The organism is Rhizobium sp. WYCCWR 11152 (assembly GCF_013087615.1).
Lineage (GTDB): Bacteria > Pseudomonadota > Alphaproteobacteria > Rhizobiales > Rhizobiaceae > Rhizobium > Rhizobium indicum.
Genome location: NZ_JABFCP010000004.1, coordinates 110,380 through 128,536, shown reverse-complemented (window position 1 = coordinate 128,536; position 18,157 = coordinate 110,380). Strand labels below are relative to the sequence as shown.

Here is an 18,157-nt window from a genome sequence, read left to right as displayed (position 1 = left end):
CCAAGGATGACACGCATCTCCGCCGCGCAGCCCCTTTATACAGCAACGGCAACGTACAAGGATGAGGGCGTTGGTGAATGCCGCCCCTAACCAGTCAGCGTTGGTGGATGCGCCCTCAAAAGAGGGGTCGGACGCAGCAAGAAGAGCGCGCTCGACCCGCTACCGCCCACCTTCCATCATCCTCTTCTAGCCAAGATGTCGCCCAGCACCGCAAATACGCACGGATCGAGCGTCTGAGACACGTTGAAGCGCATGAAATTCGTTGCCGATTGCGACAGGCTGAATGCGTTTCCGGGAGCCAGAACGATTCTCTTTTCGAGTGCGGCCCGCGCCACATCAGCTGCATCGATGCCATCAGGCAGCCGGCACCAGAGGAACATTCCAGCTTGTGGCTCCAGCCAGGGCGTTATGCCGAGATTCTTCAGCTTGACTGAGACCTCGCTCATCGCCCGGGAGAGCCGGTGTCTCAGCGTCTCCATGTGTTTGCGATAGCTGCCATCGCTCAAGACGTTCAGCACCAATTCCGCCGTCAGCCGGCCGCCGCCGAAGGAGATGGCGATCTTGAGGTCTGTCAGGCCGTCGATCCATTCCGGTTTCGCCACGACGAAACCGCAGCGCGCCGAGGCAGACAGGGTTTTCGAGAAGCTGCCGATATGAATGACCCGCTCGAGTCCGTCGAAAGCGGCCAGGCGAGGCGCCGGCGTGTGCTCGAAGTCGGCAAAGATATCGTCCTCGATGATGGTCAGGTCGAACTGGTCGGCGAGTTTTAGAACCCGGTGAGCCGTAACGGGAGACAAGGTTGCGCCGGTCGGATTGTGGATGGCGGAGTTGGTGATGTAGAGCCGCGGACGCTCATTGGCGACGACTTGTGCAAACAGTTCGATATCGGGACCGGACGCGGTGTAGGGCACGCTGACGATCTTTGCCCGATGGGCGCGTAGCAGCGCATGGAAATTGAAATAGCAGGGATCGTCGACCAGCACCGTGTCGCCGGGTTCCAGCAGGAAACGGCAGAGCAGATCGATTGCCTGCGTGCCGGAATCGGCCAGCATGATTTGATCCGGGGAGGCTTCGATCCCCCGTTCACCCATGCGGCGGGAAATCAGCTGGCGCAGTTGCGGCAAGCCGAGCGGCGAGCCGTAGTCGGCGAGCGCCGGCCCGTCGGCACGGGCAAGTGTTCTGAGCCCGCGGCGCATACCGTCTCCTGGCAACCAGGAGGGCGGCAGCCAGCCGCAGCCGGGCTTCAGGTCGGCTGCGCCGGCCTCCAGCGATTGCCGCGATATCCAGAACGGATCGACCGCGCGGTCAAGCTTCGGCCCGGCCTCGGCAAGCGCAAAGGGGGCTGCCTGATTGGCGACGTAGAATCCCGAACCCGGCCTTGCCAGGATCGCGCCTTCGGCGACCAACCGCTCATAAGCGTCGACGACTGTCGATGTCGACAGCTTCAACGTCGCGGCCAGCCCCCGCACAGATGGTAGCTTTGCGCCCGGCGTCAGGCTGCGCCCGGCGATACGCTGCCTTATCGTCGCGGCGACCATCTCCACGCGCGTGCGTCCCTCGTTCATCTGTATTGTTTCCTGCATCATTACAGTTTCGCGAAATTGTATCAGACTGTGACTGTCAGAACTATCCGTATTGGCCGATAAGGGGCAGAATGAAGGAGTGCAGCGCATCATGGACCGCATGGCATCGGGATGGATCAATGGTTTTATCGGGGTGGTGATCTTCAGCGGATCGCTGCCGGCCACCCGCGTGGCGGTGATGCAGTTCGATCCCGTCTTCCTCACCGTGGCGCGCGCGGCGATCGCCGGCTTTCTCGCTCTCGGCCTGCTGATTGCTTTCAGAGAGAAGCGGCCGAGCCGAGGTGATATTCTCTCCCTGGCCGTCGTGGCGCTGGGCGTCGTTGTCGGCTTCCCGCTGCTAACGGCGCTGGCGCTGCAGCATGTCACGTCAGCCCATTCGATCGTCTTCATTGGCCTGCTGCCGCTCGCAACGGCGATCTTCGGCGTGGTCCGTGGCGGAGAACGGCCGAAGCCGGCATTTTGGCTCTTTTCCGTTCTCGGCAGCGCGCTGGTGGCGGGGTTCGCATTGACGCAAGGGCTGACGGCCTCGCCGGTCGGCGATCTCCTGATGCTGGCGGCAGTCGTCGTTTGCGGCCTCGGCTATGCCGAAGGCGGCAGGCTTTCACGCACGCTCGGCGGATGGCAGGTGATTTCCTGGGCGCTCGTGTTGTCGCTGCCACTGACGGTCGCAGTCGCGCTTTTCCATCGGCCGGAGACCTTCTCCGGCATCGAAACGCCGGCGCTGCTCGGTCTTGCCTATGTCTCACTGTTTTCCATGCTGATCGGCTTCATCTTCTGGTATCGCGGCCTGTCGCAGGGCGGCATCGCCGCCGTCGGCCAACTGCAGCTGCTCCAGCCGTTCTTCGGCCTGGCGCTTGCTGCCACCCTGCTGCACGAGCCCGTGACCTGGGCCATGCTCGCCGTCACGGTCGCTGTCATCCTCTGCGTCGCCGGCGCCCGCAGGTTTGCGCGGTAGGGGAGGATCGTGACGCTTCTCTGTCCTCAGGTTCGGTCGAAAACCTCGGGCTGCAATTTCCCGATCTTCATCAGATGCTGCAGCGTGTATGATATCGACAGAGCGTCATCGAGCCCATCATGCGCCTGCAATGGAGGATGGTCGACGCCGTAGTAGTCGGCCAGTTTGTTGCTGGGTGTCTTTGCCAAATCCTCGATCGGCATCCCCGCAGCGACGAGCAGCTTGACGGCGTTGTCGAAGCGGCGGGCCGGGATGGAAGGCTGAATGCCGGCGACATAGCAGCTGATGGCCAACATGTTCAGCTCGTCCTTGCCCCAGGACCAAAACCGGGCGCCGCCCGAGAAGCTGTCGACGCCGGAAAGGGCATCCTCCAACGCCACGCCATGAGCGTCGATATCCTCCTCGGTGATGCCGGTTAGTTTGGTGAAATAAGGATCGAGCGGATACCTCTCGCCGAAGCGATCGATGGGCCGAACATAGGACTTGTAGGTATCGAGGATCTGAAACTCGCCTTCCAGGCCAAGCTTGACGGCTCCGATCTGCGCAATGACAGGATCGGGATCGTGGGCCGCGCACCAAAATCTGCGTTGCGAGCCTTCCAGGCAAAGAAATTCACAGTCGAATATGATCGCGGTCTTCATCGTTGAAACTACCCTCACGAATTTGGGCGATAAATTTAAGGAGGTATCCAATAGATGGAGTACCCCCAATAAAGGCAATGAGCCAGGCAATCGCCGTCGCGGCAAGCCGCAAGGACGAGGCAAAGGCCGCTACCGGCGCCTGGCGGGGCCGGGACGGCGGAAGCGTGGAGCGAAAGTGTCGGGAGGGGTGCGACGGATTGTCAAGGTGATTGGAATTGCGGCGGGGCTGGTGTTTGTCGTCGGCTTCAGCCTCATCGTTTGGTCGGGGTTCATCGCGAACGACCACATCGACCGCTGCTCGGACCAAACATCCGGACGCTACATCTTCGATGACGTGGCAAGGGCTAAAGCCTGCAACGATCCCTAATGATACAGCACCCGCTCGGATCGATTCTCCAGCCGGCGCTCGGATCAGTTGCCCGAGACCAGCCTAAGGCCGATCACGCCCGCCAGGATGAGAGCGATGCAGCAGAGTCGAATCGGTGAAGCGGCGTCGCCCAGCGCGACCATGCCGAGGATCGCGGTGCCGGCCGCGCCGATGCCGGTCCAAACCGCGTAGCCGGTGCCGACTGGCAGGGTGCGGAGCGACATCGACAGGAGATAGACGCTCGACAGGCCGGTTACGACGGTCAGCAAAGTGGGGATCAGCCGGGTAAAGCCTAGCGATGACTTCATAAAGAAGGCGAAGCCGATTTCGAGGATGCCGGCGATGCCGAGGAGCGCCCAAGCCATAGTTGTGAATCCCTTGATGGGCCGAACCTTGCGGCCGGCGCGCTCTATTCTGAGGGGAGCAGGCGCCCGCGCGAGCGCCTGCCTGGCTGCTTCAGGCCTTGGCGACAGCTGCCGGCGTCGAGCGGAAGGCGATGCCGAAGCGGTTGAAGGCGTTCATCAGGCCGATCGCATAGGTGAGATCGGCAAGTTCCTTGTCGTCGAATTCGGCAGCAGCAGCGGCGTAATCGGCATCGGGAATACCGGTTTCGGCGACGCGCGTGACCGTTTCCGCCCAGGCAAGGGCTGCGCGTTCGCGGGGGCTGAACAGGTTGCCGGCATCGCGCCAGACCGCGACCAATACCAGCTTCTCCACCGTCAGGCCTGATTTCAGCAGATCGCGGGAGTGCATGTCGATGCAGAAGGCGCAGCCGTTGATCTCAGACACCCTGAGATAGACGAGATCGACCAGCTCCTTCGGCAGGACGCTTTTCTGGATGGCGACGTAGACGCCGCCAAAAGCCCGGTATCCCTCGGGAGAAGCCTTTGCGTAGTCGATGCGTTTGCTCATGACGATTGTTCCTTTCTGATTGAAGGACTTCATCGTCGTGCAGCTTGGCCTATATCAGAAGGTCCATGAATGGCATTCTGGATTAGGCCATGATATCGCTCAAAGCAGTTTCGACATCCGCCTTGCGAGCGTTTCGGCTGTGCGCTGAGAGTCGATATTGGTGAAGTTGAGAAGCAGGGCCGGGGCGGCGTCACCCTCGATCATCCAGTCAGTCAGTGCCTCCGCATAGAGGCCTTCCTTGCGCATGCGTGCCACGAACTCCCGGTCCGACTGCCGGCCTAACAGCCGCAGGATCAGGTGCATGCCGCCGGGCTGGGAATCGATCTGCATATGGCCGGCGAGCACGCTTTCCAGGCCTGCTGCCGTCATCTCGCGGCGCTCGGCATAGAGCCTGCGCATACGTTGGATGTGCCTGGCGAAATGACCCTCGGTGATGAAGGCGGTGACGATTGCCTGCGTCAGCTCAGGACTGCCGGCGGCCAGCGCCTCGGTCATCTCCTCGAACCGCGCCACCTCAGCTTCCGGCACGACGAGATAGGCAAGCCGGAGGCTCGGAAACAGCACCTTGCTGAAGGTACCGGCATAGAGCACCCGTCCATCGCGATCGAGGCTCTTCAAGGCCGGAAGGGGACGGCTGACATAGCGATATTCGCCGTCGTAATCGTCCTCGATGATCCAAGCGTCGTTGCCGGCAGCCCAGTCGAGCAGCGCCTGACGTCGGGGCAGGGAGAGCGACACGCAAAGCGGGCTCTGATGCGCGGGTGTCACCACCGCCGCGCGTGCGCGGGGCGCCAGCCTGATACCGTCGGAGACGACCAAACCATCGCGATCGACCGCCACGGGAACGCTCGCGATCTGCATATGCCGGAACAGCTCCCGCGTCGGCGGATATCCCGGGTTTTCAAGCCAGACGCGATCGCCCGGCTTCAGCAAGGCATGCCCGATCAGCGCGATGGTATGGCGATAACCTGAGGTGACGAACACCTGAGACGGCGAACAACTGATGCCGCGCGAGACCTGCAGATAGGCGGCGATCTCAGCACGCAGCGCCGGCAGGCCGGAGACGGCGGGGTGAACCATGTCTGATGGCTGCATGGCGCGCGCGCAGCGCGCGCCGAGCCGCGCCCAGATCTTGCGGGGAAAGGCATCGAGTGCGGGCAGGCCCATCTGGAAGGGCATGATCGAGTCGGGACGAAAACTCGTCGGCGCGATGCCGCTATCGGCCGGCGGGATCGGGCTTGGAGCCGGCATTTGCGGTTTGAGATCCGGCGCGACGATGGTGCCGGCCTGGCCGCGGGCCTGGATATAACCCTCGGCGGCGAGCAGGGAATAGGCGGCCTCGATGGTGCCCCGGGCGAGGCCCAATTCCTTGGTCAGTGCCCGCGCCGAAGGTATTCGATCGCCGGGCTTCAACAGACCGCTGGCGATGGCGCCACGGAAGCGATCGTAGATCTGCCGGTAAAACGGCGTCGCCGCAGTTGGATCGAGCGGTGGGATATTGCCAGGCCTGGCGCCGGTCATGGGCTGGTCAACCTCTCAGATGGATGGTCGGATAATGATGCCATAACGGCCCGGCTGGCACAATCATGGCCCAGCTCCAAGGTTCCTTTATGGACCTTGGAGCTGGACCATCGGATTTGTAGAACTATTGCCACGTCCACGCTTCAAATCGGCATCGTGCTCCATCAAACGCGAGCGGCAGGATTTGGACAGAACTTGGAAATGGGTCAATGAAGACAATCCTACATGTGAGCAGCAGCCCGCGCGGGCAGGCTGCCGAGAGCTACCGGCTCTCGCAAGCGATTATCGGCTTTCTCCTGGAAAAGGTGCCGGAGGCGATCGTGGTCGAAAGGGTGATCGGCAATGGCACGATCGCCCATGTCGATGCGGCCTATGCGATCTCCCAGGCTTCTGCGGCGGACGTCTCCCGTGAGGGCTCGATGGCCCAGTCCGAGGAACTGGTCCGCGAGCTGGAGGCTGCGGACTTCGTCGTCATCGGAACGCCGATGCACAATCTGACCGTACCCTCGGCGCTGAAGGCCTGGATCGATCATGTCGTGCGGGCGCGGCGGACCTTCACGGTCGGCGCGGCCGGAAAAGTAGGCACGCTACGCGACCGCCCCGTCTTCATCGCCATCGCCTCGGGCGGGCGGTTTTCCGGGGAGCGCGCCCGCCAGCCGGATTTCCTGACGCCTTATCTGAAAGCCATCCTCGCCACGATCGGGCTGCACGACCTGACCTTCTTCTCCGTGCAGGGGACAGGTGCCGGCCCCGATGCCACAGCGGAAACCAGGATCGGTACACGTCGGGCGCTGGAGGAGCATTTCTCTTCGCTTTACGCTCACTCGTAGCTTGGAATCGACTAGGTATATGCAAATGCCTATGAGGAGATAGAAGGTTCGGATGACGATACGTTCAATCAAGTCCGTCGCCGTGTTCTGCGGCTCCAATATCGGCGCTTCGGAGGCCTTTGCCGACGGGGCCCGCGCCCTCGGCCGGGCGCTAGGGGAGGCGGGGATAACCATCGTCTATGGCGGAACGGTCAAGGGCCTGATGGGCGTCGTCGCCGACGCCGCCCTTGCGGCCGGCGGCAGCGTCCACGGCGTGATTACGCAAAGCCTGCATCAGCGCGGCCAATCGCATGCCGGCCTGACCAGGCATGAAATCGTCGAAACGCTGCGCAGCCGCAAGGAACGCATGGTCGCGCTTTCCGATGCCTTCATCGCGCTGCCGGGCGGCATCGGCACGATCGAGGAACTGATGGAGGTCTGGACCATGAACCAGCTCTCGGAGATCGACAAACCCGTGGGTCTCCAGAACTCCGCCGGTTTCTTCGACGCCTTCCTCGGCTTCATCGACCATATGGTCGAGACGAAGTTCCTGCCGGCCGCACACAGGCAATCGATCTCTGTCGACACGGATGCGAGCGCCCTGATCGACAAGCTGCGCAGCTATGCGCGCGTCGAGGTGCCGAAATGGCTATAGCTTCTATCCGACGATGCCGCAGGCCGGTTATTGGTGTTGTTGGGCAAGCGCGATAGGTACGCCGCAGCGAGCCGCGATGCAGATGGGGCTTTAATTCTTCCACTAAACTCCGCGAGGCATGTGAGTTTTGCCGCACCAAAAACATAAAGACTTCTATGACTCCAACAGCACGGTTGGGGCCTTTATTGGGGGCATAGAGCTCTGCCGCGAGCTGTCCTGAATTCAGACGGAGGCACCGCAATGACCGAAATCGGTCGGCTCCTTGGTTCGGGTAAAGAAGCCGAGGTCTTCGAATATGGCGCGTTGGCGCTCAAGCTGTACAGGCGAGCCGCCTCCAAAGCGTCGTCATTCAGGGAGGCTGCGAACCTGTCGATCCTTGAGAGGCTCGCGCTGCCGGCGCCAAAGGTTCACGCGGTCGGTGAATTCGATGGGCGCTGGGGCGTGTTGATGGATCGCGCGCCCAGCTCCTGTTTTGCCAACCAATTCGTCTCGACGGCAGGAAGAGCGCCGCTTGAAGACATGGCGCAGTTGCATCGAAGCATTCACGAAAAACCCGGCGACGGGTTGCCGTCTCTCATGGCCAGGCTTTCCGCCAGGATCCGGCGAGCCGAGGGGCTGGATGCTGCGTCCAGAAAGCGGCTTCTGTTGGAACTCGATTCCCTTCCGGATGGCGACAGGGTGTGCCACGGCGATTTTCACCCATGGAATATTCACGGCTCGGGGCAGGGGTTCATGATCGTCGACTGGCTCGACGCCAGCTGTGGCAATCCTCTGGCCGATGTCTGCCGAACATACGTCCTGTTGCACCATGCGATGCCGGACCGGGCGATGGGCTATGTCGAAGCTTACGCTTCGGCCACCGGATCGGAGGTCAGCAGCATTCTGGCCTGGATTCCCACGATTGCCGCCGCCCGGCTGACGGAAGGCGTTGCAAACGAAAATGCCGAGCTGCTGCGGTTGGCTGGCCTGAGCCCATAACTGTCGAAGCTCCAGGCAAGCGTTGGTCTCCGCTTTGCGCGAAACCGCATTGCGGCCGGCTATCGGCCTGGCGGATCTATTCGCTGTTTCCTCGGCCCTTTGCTTCCCGCACCAGGTCCGGCATTCCGTCATGCGGACCAAGGGCATGGGTGGGATGGTCATCCCACCAATCATTGTGCAGTGGTCGGCGGTGAGGGTGGAGTGGATAGAAGATCCGGTTTTCGGCCTTATGGCGCTCGCCGACGACGAGGAGGTGCACCTCGGCTTGCGTGTTGTTGAGGAAACTATGGGCGATCCCGGTGCCGGCGGGAAATCCGACGGCGTCGCCCTGTTTCAGTCGATAGAGATGGCCGTCGAGCCAGACGTCGGGCTCGCCTCCGAGAACGTAGATGAATTCTTCCTCGGCGCTCTCGGCATGCGGAAAGGATGTGCGCCGGCCCGGCGGCAAGCGCTCGTGATGAATGCCCAATTTCGCCAGGCCGAAATGGCGCCCCAAAGGCGCGCCGATGCTCATCAACTCGTCGTCATCGTCATAATGCGAGTCGTCAGGCCGTTCGATCTCGCTCCAGTGGACGACAAAGGAGGGGCGCTCCGACGTTGCCATGGTAATCCTCCTGATGTGAGAGGTTCAGATGATTGAGGACACGGACATGCTGCCGTGAATGGAAGGCGACCGCAAGGGCGAAACGGTGGCCCGCACGCAAGTGGTGTGGTTGGTCGTCGCCATTCGGCTCGGGGGAGCCCTTCGCACTAACCCTCTCTCCGTGAACGGGGCGAAGGGAGTTGCCATGCGAGGGCGGAACCTTGATCCGAGGATCCCTGCCGCGGCAGCCCCCATTCGGACGGAAATTTCTACGAATGGCTCACTTGGCAGGCACGACGAGCGGCGCGCCTTTGCGAACGATGTAGGTTGCCAATTCCGACGCCTTGCCGCTGCCGACGTTCTTTGCCGAGTGAACGACGCCGGAGGGTATGAACAGGGATTCTCCGGCCTTCAGGGTCACCGGCTCTCTGCCTTCGAGCTGGTATTCCAGCGTCCCTTCGATGACGAAGGCGACTTCCTCGCCGGGATGCGAGTGGTTCGGCGCGAGAACGCCCGGGGCGATATCGACGCGGACCTGAACGACCTCGTGGCCGGGCACGTCGATATCGTTCTTGATGAGATCGGTGCGCTGTATCGGCTGTTCTGCGTGTGCTGCAGCTGCGCCGCCGAGAACGAGGGCAAGCGCGATAGCCTGGATCATTTTCATTTCGTCATCCTTCCTGAATTGACCATTTCCGACCGGTTGGCCGTATCGGGATTTAAGTCGATGATTGAACCAGGGATGTGTCGGCAAACCCGCATTTTTGTAAGCCAGTGTATCTGAGGCAAGGCGGGGTTGGTCTGCGTGAGATAACTGTCAAAGATTGGGCCGGCATCGGTTCGGGCCAACGTTGCTTGTGATAGGGTGTGCCTGGAGCCCCCCTCTGCCCTGCCGGGCATCTCCCCCACAGGTGGGGAGATGACAAGTGGCTTGAACTGCCTGCTCGTCTACCGTTTCGCCGTGCTGGACTCTCATTGTTTGGGGAGGCCAGTGAGCCCAGCCAATCTCCCCACCTGTGGGGGAGATGGCCGGCAGGCCAGAGGGGGGCTTTGCACGGCACGCCTTACCCGACAAGCAATCCCACCGATCTCTCACGGCTTTACGCCGCCGACGACGAGCCCGCGGTCATGACACTCGCCAAGCTGGCAATGTCCGTGATGCCGCCGGAGGATTCGAAGTCGAATATTTTCTGGGTGACCAGAGCGGCGGCACCCCGGGCCCAGGAATTGTCCTCCCAGTCGGGCAAGAGGGGCGGGGCGGTTCGGAAGGTCCGGGCGGAAAGCGCTTCGCGCAGCGGCGTCAGGAAAGGATCGCCGAGGGAGACGGCTTCGCCGCCGGCGACGATGACTTCGGGGTCGGTGATGTTGACGAGATTGGCAAGGGCGGTGCCGATGCCGCGGCCGGAATCGGCAACGAGAGCGAGGGCGGCGGCATCGCCTGATGCGAGCGCAGCCGTCAGTTCCGGCAGTCCGAGTTCCTCGCGGCCGGTCGCTTCCCGCCAGCGCCGGAGCATCGAGATTTCGGAGTGATAGGCCATCAGACAGCCGCGCTTGCCGCATTCGCAGAGCCGGCCATTCTCCTCATAGAGCGTGTGGCCGAATTTGCCGGCAGCACCATTGGCGCCGCGGTAGAGCTTGCCGTCGATGACTAGCGCGCAACTGATGCCGACGCCGACGGCGAGAACCGCCATGTTGCGATGCTGGCGGCCGAGCCCGAAGAGCTGCTGGGCGATGGCATAGGCGTTAGTGTCATCCTCCAGCCAGACCGGCACATGGACGCGGCTCGCGACCAGTGAGGCGAGGGGGACATTGTCCCATTTGAATCGGTAGCTGCGCACGCAGGCCGTCTGTTCGTGGTTGATAACGCCGGGCATGGAAATGCCGATGCCGGCGAGCTTCGCGTTCGGCCGTCCGGCGAGCTTCACCAGTTGGGGAACGGTGCCCGCCAGCAGGTCGGCGACCTTATCCGGGTCATGGCCGTCGAGGCTTACCCGCATGGCGGCGACGGGGTTGGTGGCAAGGTCGGTTGCCACGCACTCCACCGAATCGACCATCAGCTTGAAGCCGATGGCGAGCGCGTGCTCGTAGTTGATATCCACCGGGATCGGGCGGCGGCCGGTGAGGCCGGGTACGGTCTTCCCTTCGATGACGATGCCTTCCTCCAGAAGGTCGGCGACGACGAAGGTGACGGCGGCAGGACTTAAACCAATCACCGTCGCGATGTCGGCGCGGCTCCTCGGCCCCTCGCGCCGGAGGAGGTTGAGGATGAGGCGTCGGTTCATGGCTCTCGCCGTGGTCTGGTCGCCTTTTAACTTCACGATGCATTCCTTAATTTTGTAAATTAATTATTGCGAGCTGCAAAGATCTATGCATAAGTTCGGCCGCGGATCAACTCAGCCAGGCGGATTATCGCTGGAATCGCCGAGCGGATCGCAGCGTTGAATGCCTGGTCGGTCGTTTCATGGAGGAGGCGACGGTCGGGAGATGTTGATCGATCAACTGGGAGGAATTCAATGACATTTTTGAAGCAATTTCCGTCGACCACCCGCAGGCGCTTCCTGAAGGGCGCGGGGCTGGTTTCCGCCGCAGCGGTCACCGGCAGCTTTCCGATCCCGGCGATCGCGCAGGCCCAGGAGGTCACGATGATCTCCGCCGAAAACAATGGCGCCGCACTCGATGCGCTGAAGGCGATCGCCGCGGGCTTCAGCAAGGAAGCCGGCGTCAACGTCGTCATCAACAATATGGACCACGAGGCCCACAAGACGGCCATTCGCAACTATCTCGTCGCCGGCGCGCCCGACGTCTGCTCCTGGTTTTCGGGCAACCGCATGCGCGCCTTCGTCAAGCGCGGCCTGTTCGACGATATCTCCGACCTTTTCGAGAAAGAGAAATATAAGGACGTGCTCGGCGCGACGGCAGGGGCCGTCACCGAAGACGGCAAGCAGTACGGCCTCCCCACAGGCGGCACGCTCTGGGGCATGTTCTATCGCAAGGATGTGTTCGAGCAGCATGGCCTGACCGTGCCGAAGACGGCTGAAGAGTTCATGGCCTACGGCGACAAGTGCAAGGCCGCGGGCATCACGCCGGTCGCGATCGGCACCAAGGAATTATGGCCGGCGGCCGGCTGGTTCGACCAGATGAACCTTCGCATCAACGGCCTCGACAAGCATATGGCGCTGATGAACGGCGAGATGAGCTATCTCGATCCCGCGCTGACGGCAGTTTTCGATCAGTGGGAGGCGATGATTTCGAAGGGGTTCTTCACGGAGAACCATACGTCCTTCGGCTGGCAGGAGGCCGCGGCGCTCCTGGCGCAAAAGAAGGCCGGCATGATGAACCTCGGCGCTTTCCTGCGCTCGGCTTTCACCGCCGAAGATCTGCCGCAGCTCTCCTATGCGACCTTCCCGGTGCTCGACGCCAAGGTCGGCCACTTCGAGGAGTTCTCGGTCAATTCGATCCACATTCCCGCCAAGGCCAAGAACAAGCAGGGCGCACGCGACTTCCTCGCTTATTTCTACAAGCCGGAGAATCTGGCGGCCTATCTGGAGCCGGGCGGCAACGTGCCGCCACGCAGCGATCTGCCGCCGAGCAAGGATCCGCTGGTGAATACCGCCGTCGAGACGATGAAGACGGTGCAGGGCACGTCGCAATATTACGACCGCGACAGCGACCCCGACATGGCGCAGGCGGGTCTTGTCGGCTTCCAGGAGTTCATGGCCAAGCCCGACCGGCGGAAGGCGATCCTGACGCGCCTCGAAAGCACACGCAAGCGCATCTACAAAATCTAGTTCTCCTCCCGGAGACGCAGGGAGTAGGGGCGTGCCTCCACTCCTAGGAGCGGGCGTCAGCCCGCTCCTGAGACCGCTTACAAAGTCGGCCAACTCGTCTTTCGTCATGCTCGGGCTTTTCCCGAGCATCTGCCGACGGTGCAGCAGATCCTCTGCACAAGGCCGAGGATGACGCCGAGTAAAGAATGAGGTTTGCCAACAAGCTGCGGGCGGAGCTGTGCTCCACTCTTGTAAATAATTTGAGGCTCTGGACATGTTGATGTTATGGCGCCGCCAGCGTTGGTGGCTCACCCCGACTTTGCTCATCGCGCCCGCGATCGTGCTGTTCTTCACGGTCATCCTGCTGTCGGCGGTCAGGAGCCTCTGGATCAGCCTGCACGACTGGGATGGCTTCGGCCCAATGGTGTGGATCGGCTTCGGCAACTACGTCGAGCTTTACAACGATCCGCAATTCTACGTGTCGCTGAAGAACAACCTGATCTGGCTGGTGATGTTCATGGCGGCACCACCTCTCGGGCTCGCCATCGCGCTGCTGGTCAACCAGAAAATCCGCGGCATGCGCTTCCTGAAGTCGCTGTTCTTCATTCCGCTGGTGCTCGCCTCGGTGACGGTCGGCGTCGTCTTCACCTGGGTCTATACGCCGGAGTTCGGGTTGCTCGCGCTGATCTTCAGGGCGTTCGGGGCGACGGCGCCGGCGGTTCTCTCCGACGAGCATTTCGTCACTTTCGCCATCGTGATTGCAGCACTCTGGCCGCAGATCACCTTCTGCATGGTGCTCTATCTCGCTGGTCTCAACAATTTGAGCGAAGAGCTGATCGGGGCAGGGCGCGTCGACGGGGCAAGGGGGTGGAACATGTTGTGGCACATCGTGCTGCCGCAGCTGACCCAGGTTACCTTCATCGCCATTGCCGTCACCGTCGTCGGGGCGCTTCGCTCCTTCGACATGGTGTCGGTGATGACGAACGGCGGCCCGTTCGGTTCGTCCTCGGTTCTCGCCTACCAGATGTTCGAGCAGTCGATCTTCTCCTACCGCTTCGGTTACGGCGCGGCGATCGCCTCGGTGCTGTTCGTGATCATGGCCGTCTTCATCGTCTGGTATCTCAGCCGCATCATCCATACCGAAGAAAGGGGAGGCTGATGTATCCTCGTCCCATTCCCGATGCCGCCGTCTGGCAGCGCCGCCTCTACGTGCTCGCCGTCGTCATCGTCCTCCTGCTCTGGCTCTGCCCGCTGTTTGCGATCATCCTCACCTCGTTCCGCTCGACCGAGGATGTGATGGGCGGCAATCTGTGGGGATGGCCGACCGGCATCGGCGTCATCGACAATTATACGGCGGTTTTCACGCAGACACCCATGGCCCGCTACTTCCTCAACAGCCTGACAATCACCATTCCCTCGGTGATCGGCGTGCTGGTGCTCTCCACGCTCGCCGGCTATGTGCTGTCCCGCTACCGCTTTCCCGGCAACATGCTAATCTTCGCGCTGTTCGTCGGCGGCAACTTCCTGCCGCACCAGATCATGATGATCCCGGTGCGCGACCTGATGGTCCGGCTCGACCTGATCGATACCACGGCGGCGCTGATTATCTTCCATGTGGCCTTCCAGACCGGCTTTGCGACGCTGTTCATGCGCAATTTCATCGCAGCATTGCCCGATGAACTGTTCCAGGCGGCGCGCGCCGAGGGGGCGTCTCCCTTCCAGACGCTATGGCATGTGGCGATCCCGCTGGTGCGGCCGGCGCTTGCCGCACTCGCCATCCTGATCTTCACCTTCATCTGGAACGATTATTTCTGGGCCGTGGTGCTGACTGTCAGCGACTCCGTCAAACCTGTGACCGCCGGCCTTGCCAATCTTCGCGGCGAGTGGGTCTCGGCCTGGAACCTGATTTCCGCCGGCACCATCGTCGTCGCCGTGCCGCCCGTCATCATGTTCTTCCTGATGCAGCGTCACTTCATCGCCGGCCTGACGATGGGAGCGGTGAAGGGATGAGCCAGCGCCTCGATATCAAGTTTTCAACAGCAGAGAGCCAGGACGCATGACCAGTCTCGAACTCCGACAGATCAACAAGAATTACGGCGCCTATCATGCGCTGCGCGGCATCGATCTTTCCGTAGCGCAAGGCGAGTTCATCGTCATGGTCGGCCCCTCCGGCTGCGGCAAGTCCACGCTTTTGAAGACGATCGCCGGCCTGGAGGAGATCTCCTCCGGCCAGATCCTGATCAACGGCCGCGACGTCAGCAAACAGGAGCCGGGGGATCGCGGCATCGCCATGGTCTTCCAGTCCTACGCGCTCTATCCGCATATGACGGTGGCGGAGAACATGGGCTTCGGTTTGCGCATGGCCAAGCGCCCGAAGGCCGAGATCGAGACGGCGGTGGCGCGCGCAGCCAAGATCCTGAGGATCACCGACCAGCTGGGGAAACGGCCGAAGCAGCTCTCCGGCGGGCAGCGGCAGCGCGTGGCGATCGGCCGGGCCATCACCCGTTCGCCCGACGTTTTCCTCTTCGACGAGCCGCTGTCGAACCTCGATGCGGCCCTTCGAACCCAGATGCGTGTCGAACTCAGCAGCCTGCACGCCGAGCTCGGCGCCACCATGGTCTATGTCACCCACGACCAGGTGGAGGCCATGACCATGGCAAGCCGCATCGTCGTCTTGAACCAGGGGGTGATCGAGCAGGTCGGCTCGCCGCTCGAACTCTACCGCAACCCTGACAACCTCTTCGTCGCGGGCTTTCTCGGCGCCCCGCGGATGAACTTCCTCGGCGTTACCCTCGACGAGGTGTCCGGCCGCAATGTCACGGTCTCCGCACCGGGCCTCGTGCCGGTGACGGTGGAGCTGGCGGAGGCGACGGTGCTGGCGAAGGGCGCCAGCCTGACGCTCGGTGTGAGGCCGGAAAACATATCGATGGTCGCCGACGGGGCGCAGGGCGGGGCGATCAACGGTGCGGTCCGGCTGGTCGAGCATCTCGGGCGCGAAACCATTCTCTATGTCGACGCCGGCAACCTGAGGACCATCGCCTCGGAAAGCGGCACCGGCAACATCACGGTGCAACTGAGCTACGTCGCGCCTTTTGCCGCCGATCAGAACGTGGCGCTGAAGCTCGACGCCAACGAACTCTATCTCTTCTCACCCGATGGCGGACGCACGATCAGCGCCCGCAAGTCGATCCTCGACAGATAACAGGAAACACCACCGTGTCCGACAAGACCCTCTCCGTATGGAACCCCGTCAACACCGACCGCTTCCTCGTCGGCGCCCCGCACTATCCCGAGCACGTCGATGAAAGCTACTGGGAGCGCGACGCCGAGCGCATGGCGAAGGCCGGCTTCAACGTGGTCAGAATGGCCGAATTCGCCTGGCATATTCTCGAGCCGAAGCTCGGCACCTTCGATTTCGATCTGTTCGACCGCGCCATCGCCGTGCTCGGGCGCTACGGCATCGACACGATCATGTGCACGCCGACGGCAACGCCGCCGCGCTGGCTGACCGTAGCGCATCCGGAGATCTTAAGGGTCGACGGCAAGGGCCGACCGATGAGCCATGGCTCGCGCCAGCATTGCGACACGGCAAGTCCGGTCTTTCGCGAACACAGCCGGCGCATCACCAAAGCGATGGCCGAGCATTATCGCGACAATCCTTTGGTCGTCGGCTGGCAGACCGACAACGAGCTGAACACCAGCATGCCGGAGAGCTTTTCGAGGGCGACGCTTTCCGAATTCCAGGCCTTCCTTGCCGGCAGATATGGCGAGATCGGCAAGCTCAACACGGCCTGGGGCGGCAATTTCTGGGCGACTGCCTATGACAGCTTCGACCAGGTGGTGCTGCCGATCGAGTTCGGCCCGACCTTCCCGAGCCCCGGCCATCTGCAGGACTATCACCGTTTCCTGGCCTTTTCGACGGCGCGTTTCCAGCATGATCAGGTCGAGATCCTGCGCGCCGTGAAGCCTTCCTGGTTCGTCTTCCACAATCTCGGGGGCCTCAGGGATATCGACTTTCGCGGCCAGTTCACCACCGATCTCGATTTCGTCGGCTACGACATCTACCCGATGCTCTATGACGAGTTCCAGCGGCTCGGAAACCACGCCAAGGTCCAGGCGCTGCACCTCGATATCTGCCGCGGCTTCTCCGGCAACTACATCGTTCCCGAGCAACAGTCGGGCTTCGGCAGCCAGCCGGGTTTCTGCACGCTGACGCCGGAGCCGGGCGAACTGCGCCGCATGGCGCTTTCCTCGGTTGCCCACGGCGCTGACGGCTTGATGTTCTTCCGCTGGCGGCCCGCCCATTTCGGCGCCGAGATCTACTGGATGGGCATCATCGATCATGACGATATCGGCCGCCACCGCTATGACGAGGCGAAGCGCTTCGCGACCGAAATGACGGCGCTGAAGGACAAGATCCTCGGCACCTATGTGCGCATGGATGTCGGCATCGCCGGCTCCGATTTCGACAATCAGGAAGCGCATAAGACCTATCCGATCGGCCTGCCGAGCCCGCAGGACGATGCGATCCTGCTGCACCAATATTGCTACGACCGCGGCATCGCCTGCGGTTTCATTCATCCCGAGGACGATCTTTCCAAGCTGAAGCTGCTCTATGTGCCCCATTGGGTGATGTGGAAGGACGAATGGACCGAGAGGCTGAAATCCTTCGCGGAGCAAGGCGGCACCGTCGTCATCGGTGCGCGCACCGGCACGCGCAACGAAGACAACCACGTCATCCGCGAGACCGCGCCCGGCACCTCGCTATCGCAGCTCACAGGCGTGCGTGTCGAGGATTTCGGCCGTCTCGCTGCCCCCGGCGCCAACGGGCTCTTCGATGTGATGGAACGTTCGGGCGGGCTTGTCATTCCGCCGAACAAGCCGGCGGAATCGCGCCGCCGCGAACGCCGCTTCAAGATCGGCAACCGCGAACTGGTCGGCGGCTATTTCTATGAAAACCTGGCGATCGCAAGCGATGTCGAGGTGGTAGCGGCCTGGTCCAACCGCTATGCCGAGGGCCAGCCGATGGCGACATCGCGCAAACTCGGCAAGGGGCAGGTGGTCTATGTCGGCACCTATCTCACCCCGGATCTGACGGCAGCTCTTGCCGAGCGGCTGTTTGCACCCGTCGGCATCGAGCCGCTGATCGGCGACCTTCCCGAGGGCGTCGAGGTGACCATGCGGATGAATGACGACCGCCGGCTGCTGTTCATCCAGAACTACACCGACCAGCCGGCCGCCATCGGCGGCGTTTCCGCTGGCCGTGATCTCCTCGATGACGAAAAGCCCGTTGCTGGTAGGCTCGATCTCGAAGGCTACGGCTGCGCGATCATCGAGCTCGCGGGGTGAGTTGCGCTCGCCAGGCGAAAGCTTGGCGAGGGCTGCT

18 protein-coding genes are annotated in these 18,157 nt (G+C 62.2%); 10 read left to right on the top strand and 8 right to left on the bottom strand.

Going from position 1 to position 18,157, the window contains the following annotated elements:
- Positions 1-176: 176 nt before the first annotated feature.
- The gene (locus tag G9X67_RS05325; RefSeq protein ID WP_138334859.1) at positions 177-1,586 is read right to left on the bottom strand and encodes a PLP-dependent aminotransferase family protein; all 1,410 of its coding nucleotides are present in this window, start codon (positions 1,584-1,586) and stop codon (positions 177-179) included.
- An 88-nt stretch (positions 1,587-1,674) separates the two neighbouring features.
- On the opposite strand from G9X67_RS05325, the gene G9X67_RS05320 reads away from it, so the two are divergent.
- A complete protein-coding gene (locus G9X67_RS05320) occupies positions 1,675-2,538 on the top strand; it encodes a DMT family transporter (RefSeq protein WP_138334858.1) in 864 nt (287 codons plus the stop codon).
- Positions 2,539-2,564: 26 nt separating this feature from the next.
- On the opposite strand, the gene G9X67_RS05315 is transcribed toward G9X67_RS05320, so the two are convergent.
- Positions 2,565-3,179: a 3'-5' exonuclease gene (locus tag G9X67_RS05315; protein ID WP_138334857.1), complete on the bottom strand. Its 615-nt coding sequence runs from the start codon at positions 3,177-3,179 to the stop codon at positions 2,565-2,567.
- On the opposite strand from G9X67_RS05315, the gene G9X67_RS05310 reads away from it, so the two are divergent.
- Positions 3,163-3,546 (top strand): hypothetical protein, encoded by a 384-nt coding sequence (locus tag G9X67_RS05310; protein ID WP_138334856.1) that lies wholly within the window; start codon positions 3,163-3,165, stop codon positions 3,544-3,546. The genes G9X67_RS05315 and G9X67_RS05310 overlap by 17 nt on opposite strands.
- A gap of 44 nt (positions 3,547-3,590) precedes the next feature.
- On the opposite strand, the gene G9X67_RS05305 is transcribed toward G9X67_RS05310, so the two are convergent.
- The 3 genes from G9X67_RS05305 to G9X67_RS05295 all read right to left on the bottom strand — a co-directional run bounded on the left by G9X67_RS05305 (position 3,591) and on the right by G9X67_RS05295 (position 5,979).
- Positions 3,591-3,911 (bottom strand): multidrug efflux SMR transporter, encoded by a 321-nt coding sequence (locus G9X67_RS05305; RefSeq protein WP_171598324.1) that lies wholly within the window; start codon positions 3,909-3,911, stop codon positions 3,591-3,593.
- A 91-nt stretch (positions 3,912-4,002) separates the two neighbouring features.
- Positions 4,003-4,458 carry a carboxymuconolactone decarboxylase family protein gene (locus G9X67_RS05300; protein WP_138334854.1) on the bottom strand — a complete coding sequence of 152 codons (456 nt, stop codon included), beginning with the start codon at positions 4,456-4,458 and terminating at the stop codon, positions 4,003-4,005.
- A gap of 99 nt (positions 4,459-4,557) precedes the next feature.
- Complete coding sequence (locus G9X67_RS05295) at positions 4,558-5,979, bottom strand: PLP-dependent aminotransferase family protein (protein ID WP_138334853.1); 1,422 nt, start codon at positions 5,977-5,979, stop codon at positions 4,558-4,560.
- Positions 5,980-6,188: 209 nt separating this feature from the next.
- Between G9X67_RS05295 and G9X67_RS05290 the strand changes: the two genes are divergently transcribed.
- From G9X67_RS05290 to G9X67_RS05280, 3 genes are all read left to right on the top strand, one after another.
- Positions 6,189-6,809, top strand: coding sequence for an NAD(P)H-dependent oxidoreductase (locus G9X67_RS05290; protein WP_138334852.1), 621 nt, complete (start codon positions 6,189-6,191; stop codon positions 6,807-6,809).
- Positions 6,810-6,861: 52 nt separating this feature from the next.
- Complete coding sequence (locus tag G9X67_RS05285) at positions 6,862-7,443, top strand: TIGR00730 family Rossman fold protein (RefSeq protein ID WP_138334851.1); 582 nt, start codon at positions 6,862-6,864, stop codon at positions 7,441-7,443.
- A gap of 240 nt (positions 7,444-7,683) precedes the next feature.
- Positions 7,684-8,421 (top strand): aminoglycoside phosphotransferase family protein, encoded by a 738-nt coding sequence (locus G9X67_RS05280; RefSeq protein WP_138334850.1) that lies wholly within the window; start codon positions 7,684-7,686, stop codon positions 8,419-8,421.
- A 76-nt stretch (positions 8,422-8,497) separates the two neighbouring features.
- Here G9X67_RS05280 and G9X67_RS05275 read toward each other — a convergent pair whose 3' ends face one another.
- The 3 genes from G9X67_RS05275 to G9X67_RS05265 all read right to left on the bottom strand — a co-directional run bounded on the left by G9X67_RS05275 (position 8,498) and on the right by G9X67_RS05265 (position 11,322).
- Entirely contained in the window at positions 8,498-9,025 is a 528-nt protein-coding gene (locus tag G9X67_RS05275) for a cupin domain-containing protein (RefSeq protein ID WP_138334849.1), read from the bottom strand.
- A gap of 259 nt (positions 9,026-9,284) precedes the next feature.
- Entirely contained in the window at positions 9,285-9,671 is a 387-nt protein-coding gene (locus G9X67_RS05270; protein WP_138334848.1) for a cupin domain-containing protein, read from the bottom strand.
- Positions 9,672-10,104: 433 nt separating this feature from the next.
- Positions 10,105-11,322: an ROK family protein gene (locus G9X67_RS05265; RefSeq protein ID WP_138334847.1), complete on the bottom strand. Its 1,218-nt coding sequence runs from the start codon at positions 11,320-11,322 to the stop codon at positions 10,105-10,107.
- A gap of 195 nt (positions 11,323-11,517) precedes the next feature.
- Between G9X67_RS05265 and G9X67_RS05260 the strand changes: the two genes are divergently transcribed.
- The 5 genes from G9X67_RS05260 to G9X67_RS05240 all read left to right on the top strand — a co-directional run bounded on the left by G9X67_RS05260 (position 11,518) and on the right by G9X67_RS05240 (position 18,120).
- The gene (locus G9X67_RS05260; RefSeq protein ID WP_171598323.1) at positions 11,518-12,792 is read left to right on the top strand and encodes an ABC transporter substrate-binding protein; all 1,275 of its coding nucleotides are present in this window, start codon (positions 11,518-11,520) and stop codon (positions 12,790-12,792) included.
- Between the two features lie 253 nt (positions 12,793-13,045).
- Positions 13,046-13,930, top strand: coding sequence for a sugar ABC transporter permease (locus tag G9X67_RS05255; protein ID WP_131620361.1), 885 nt, complete (start codon positions 13,046-13,048; stop codon positions 13,928-13,930).
- Positions 13,930-14,781 carry a carbohydrate ABC transporter permease gene (locus G9X67_RS05250; RefSeq protein ID WP_138334845.1) on the top strand — a complete coding sequence of 284 codons (852 nt, stop codon included), beginning with the start codon at positions 13,930-13,932 and terminating at the stop codon, positions 14,779-14,781. The genes G9X67_RS05255 and G9X67_RS05250 overlap by 1 nt, the downstream gene beginning before the upstream one ends.
- A gap of 46 nt (positions 14,782-14,827) precedes the next feature.
- Positions 14,828-15,973: a sn-glycerol-3-phosphate ABC transporter ATP-binding protein UgpC gene (gene ugpC, locus G9X67_RS05245; RefSeq protein WP_138334844.1), complete on the top strand. Its 1,146-nt coding sequence runs from the start codon at positions 14,828-14,830 to the stop codon at positions 15,971-15,973.
- A gap of 14 nt (positions 15,974-15,987) precedes the next feature.
- Positions 15,988-18,120: a beta-galactosidase gene (locus tag G9X67_RS05240; RefSeq protein WP_138334843.1), complete on the top strand. Its 2,133-nt coding sequence runs from the start codon at positions 15,988-15,990 to the stop codon at positions 18,118-18,120.
- Positions 18,121-18,157: the final 37 nt, after the last annotated feature.

Coding starts and splice junctions, on each gene's coding strand:
- G9X67_RS05325 (WP_138334859.1), bottom strand. CDS start 1,586: ATGATGCAGGAAACAATACAGATGAACGAGGGACGCACGCGCGTGGAG.
- G9X67_RS05320 (WP_138334858.1), top strand. CDS start 1,675: ATGGACCGCATGGCATCGGGATGGATCAATGGTTTTATCGGGGTGGTG.
- G9X67_RS05310 (WP_138334856.1), top strand. CDS start 3,163: ATGATCGCGGTCTTCATCGTTGAAACTACCCTCACGAATTTGGGCGAT.
- G9X67_RS05315 (WP_138334857.1), bottom strand. CDS start 3,179: ATGAAGACCGCGATCATATTCGACTGTGAATTTCTTTGCCTGGAAGGC.
- G9X67_RS05305 (WP_171598324.1), bottom strand. CDS start 3,911: ATGGCTTGGGCGCTCCTCGGCATCGCCGGCATCCTCGAAATCGGCTTC.
- G9X67_RS05300 (WP_138334854.1), bottom strand. CDS start 4,458: ATGAGCAAACGCATCGACTACGCAAAGGCTTCTCCCGAGGGATACCGG.
- G9X67_RS05295 (WP_138334853.1), bottom strand. CDS start 5,979: ATGACCGGCGCCAGGCCTGGCAATATCCCACCGCTCGATCCAACTGCG.
- G9X67_RS05290 (WP_138334852.1), top strand. CDS start 6,189: ATGAAGACAATCCTACATGTGAGCAGCAGCCCGCGCGGGCAGGCTGCC.
- G9X67_RS05285 (WP_138334851.1), top strand. CDS start 6,862: ATGACGATACGTTCAATCAAGTCCGTCGCCGTGTTCTGCGGCTCCAAT.
- G9X67_RS05280 (WP_138334850.1), top strand. CDS start 7,684: ATGACCGAAATCGGTCGGCTCCTTGGTTCGGGTAAAGAAGCCGAGGTC.
- G9X67_RS05275 (WP_138334849.1), bottom strand. CDS start 9,025: ATGGCAACGTCGGAGCGCCCCTCCTTTGTCGTCCACTGGAGCGAGATC.
- G9X67_RS05270 (WP_138334848.1), bottom strand. CDS start 9,671: ATGAAAATGATCCAGGCTATCGCGCTTGCCCTCGTTCTCGGCGGCGCA.
- G9X67_RS05260 (WP_171598323.1), top strand. CDS start 11,518: ATGACATTTTTGAAGCAATTTCCGTCGACCACCCGCAGGCGCTTCCTG.
- G9X67_RS05255 (WP_131620361.1), top strand. CDS start 13,046: ATGTTGATGTTATGGCGCCGCCAGCGTTGGTGGCTCACCCCGACTTTG.
- G9X67_RS05250 (WP_138334845.1), top strand. CDS start 13,930: ATGTATCCTCGTCCCATTCCCGATGCCGCCGTCTGGCAGCGCCGCCTC.
- ugpC (WP_138334844.1), top strand. CDS start 14,828: ATGACCAGTCTCGAACTCCGACAGATCAACAAGAATTACGGCGCCTAT.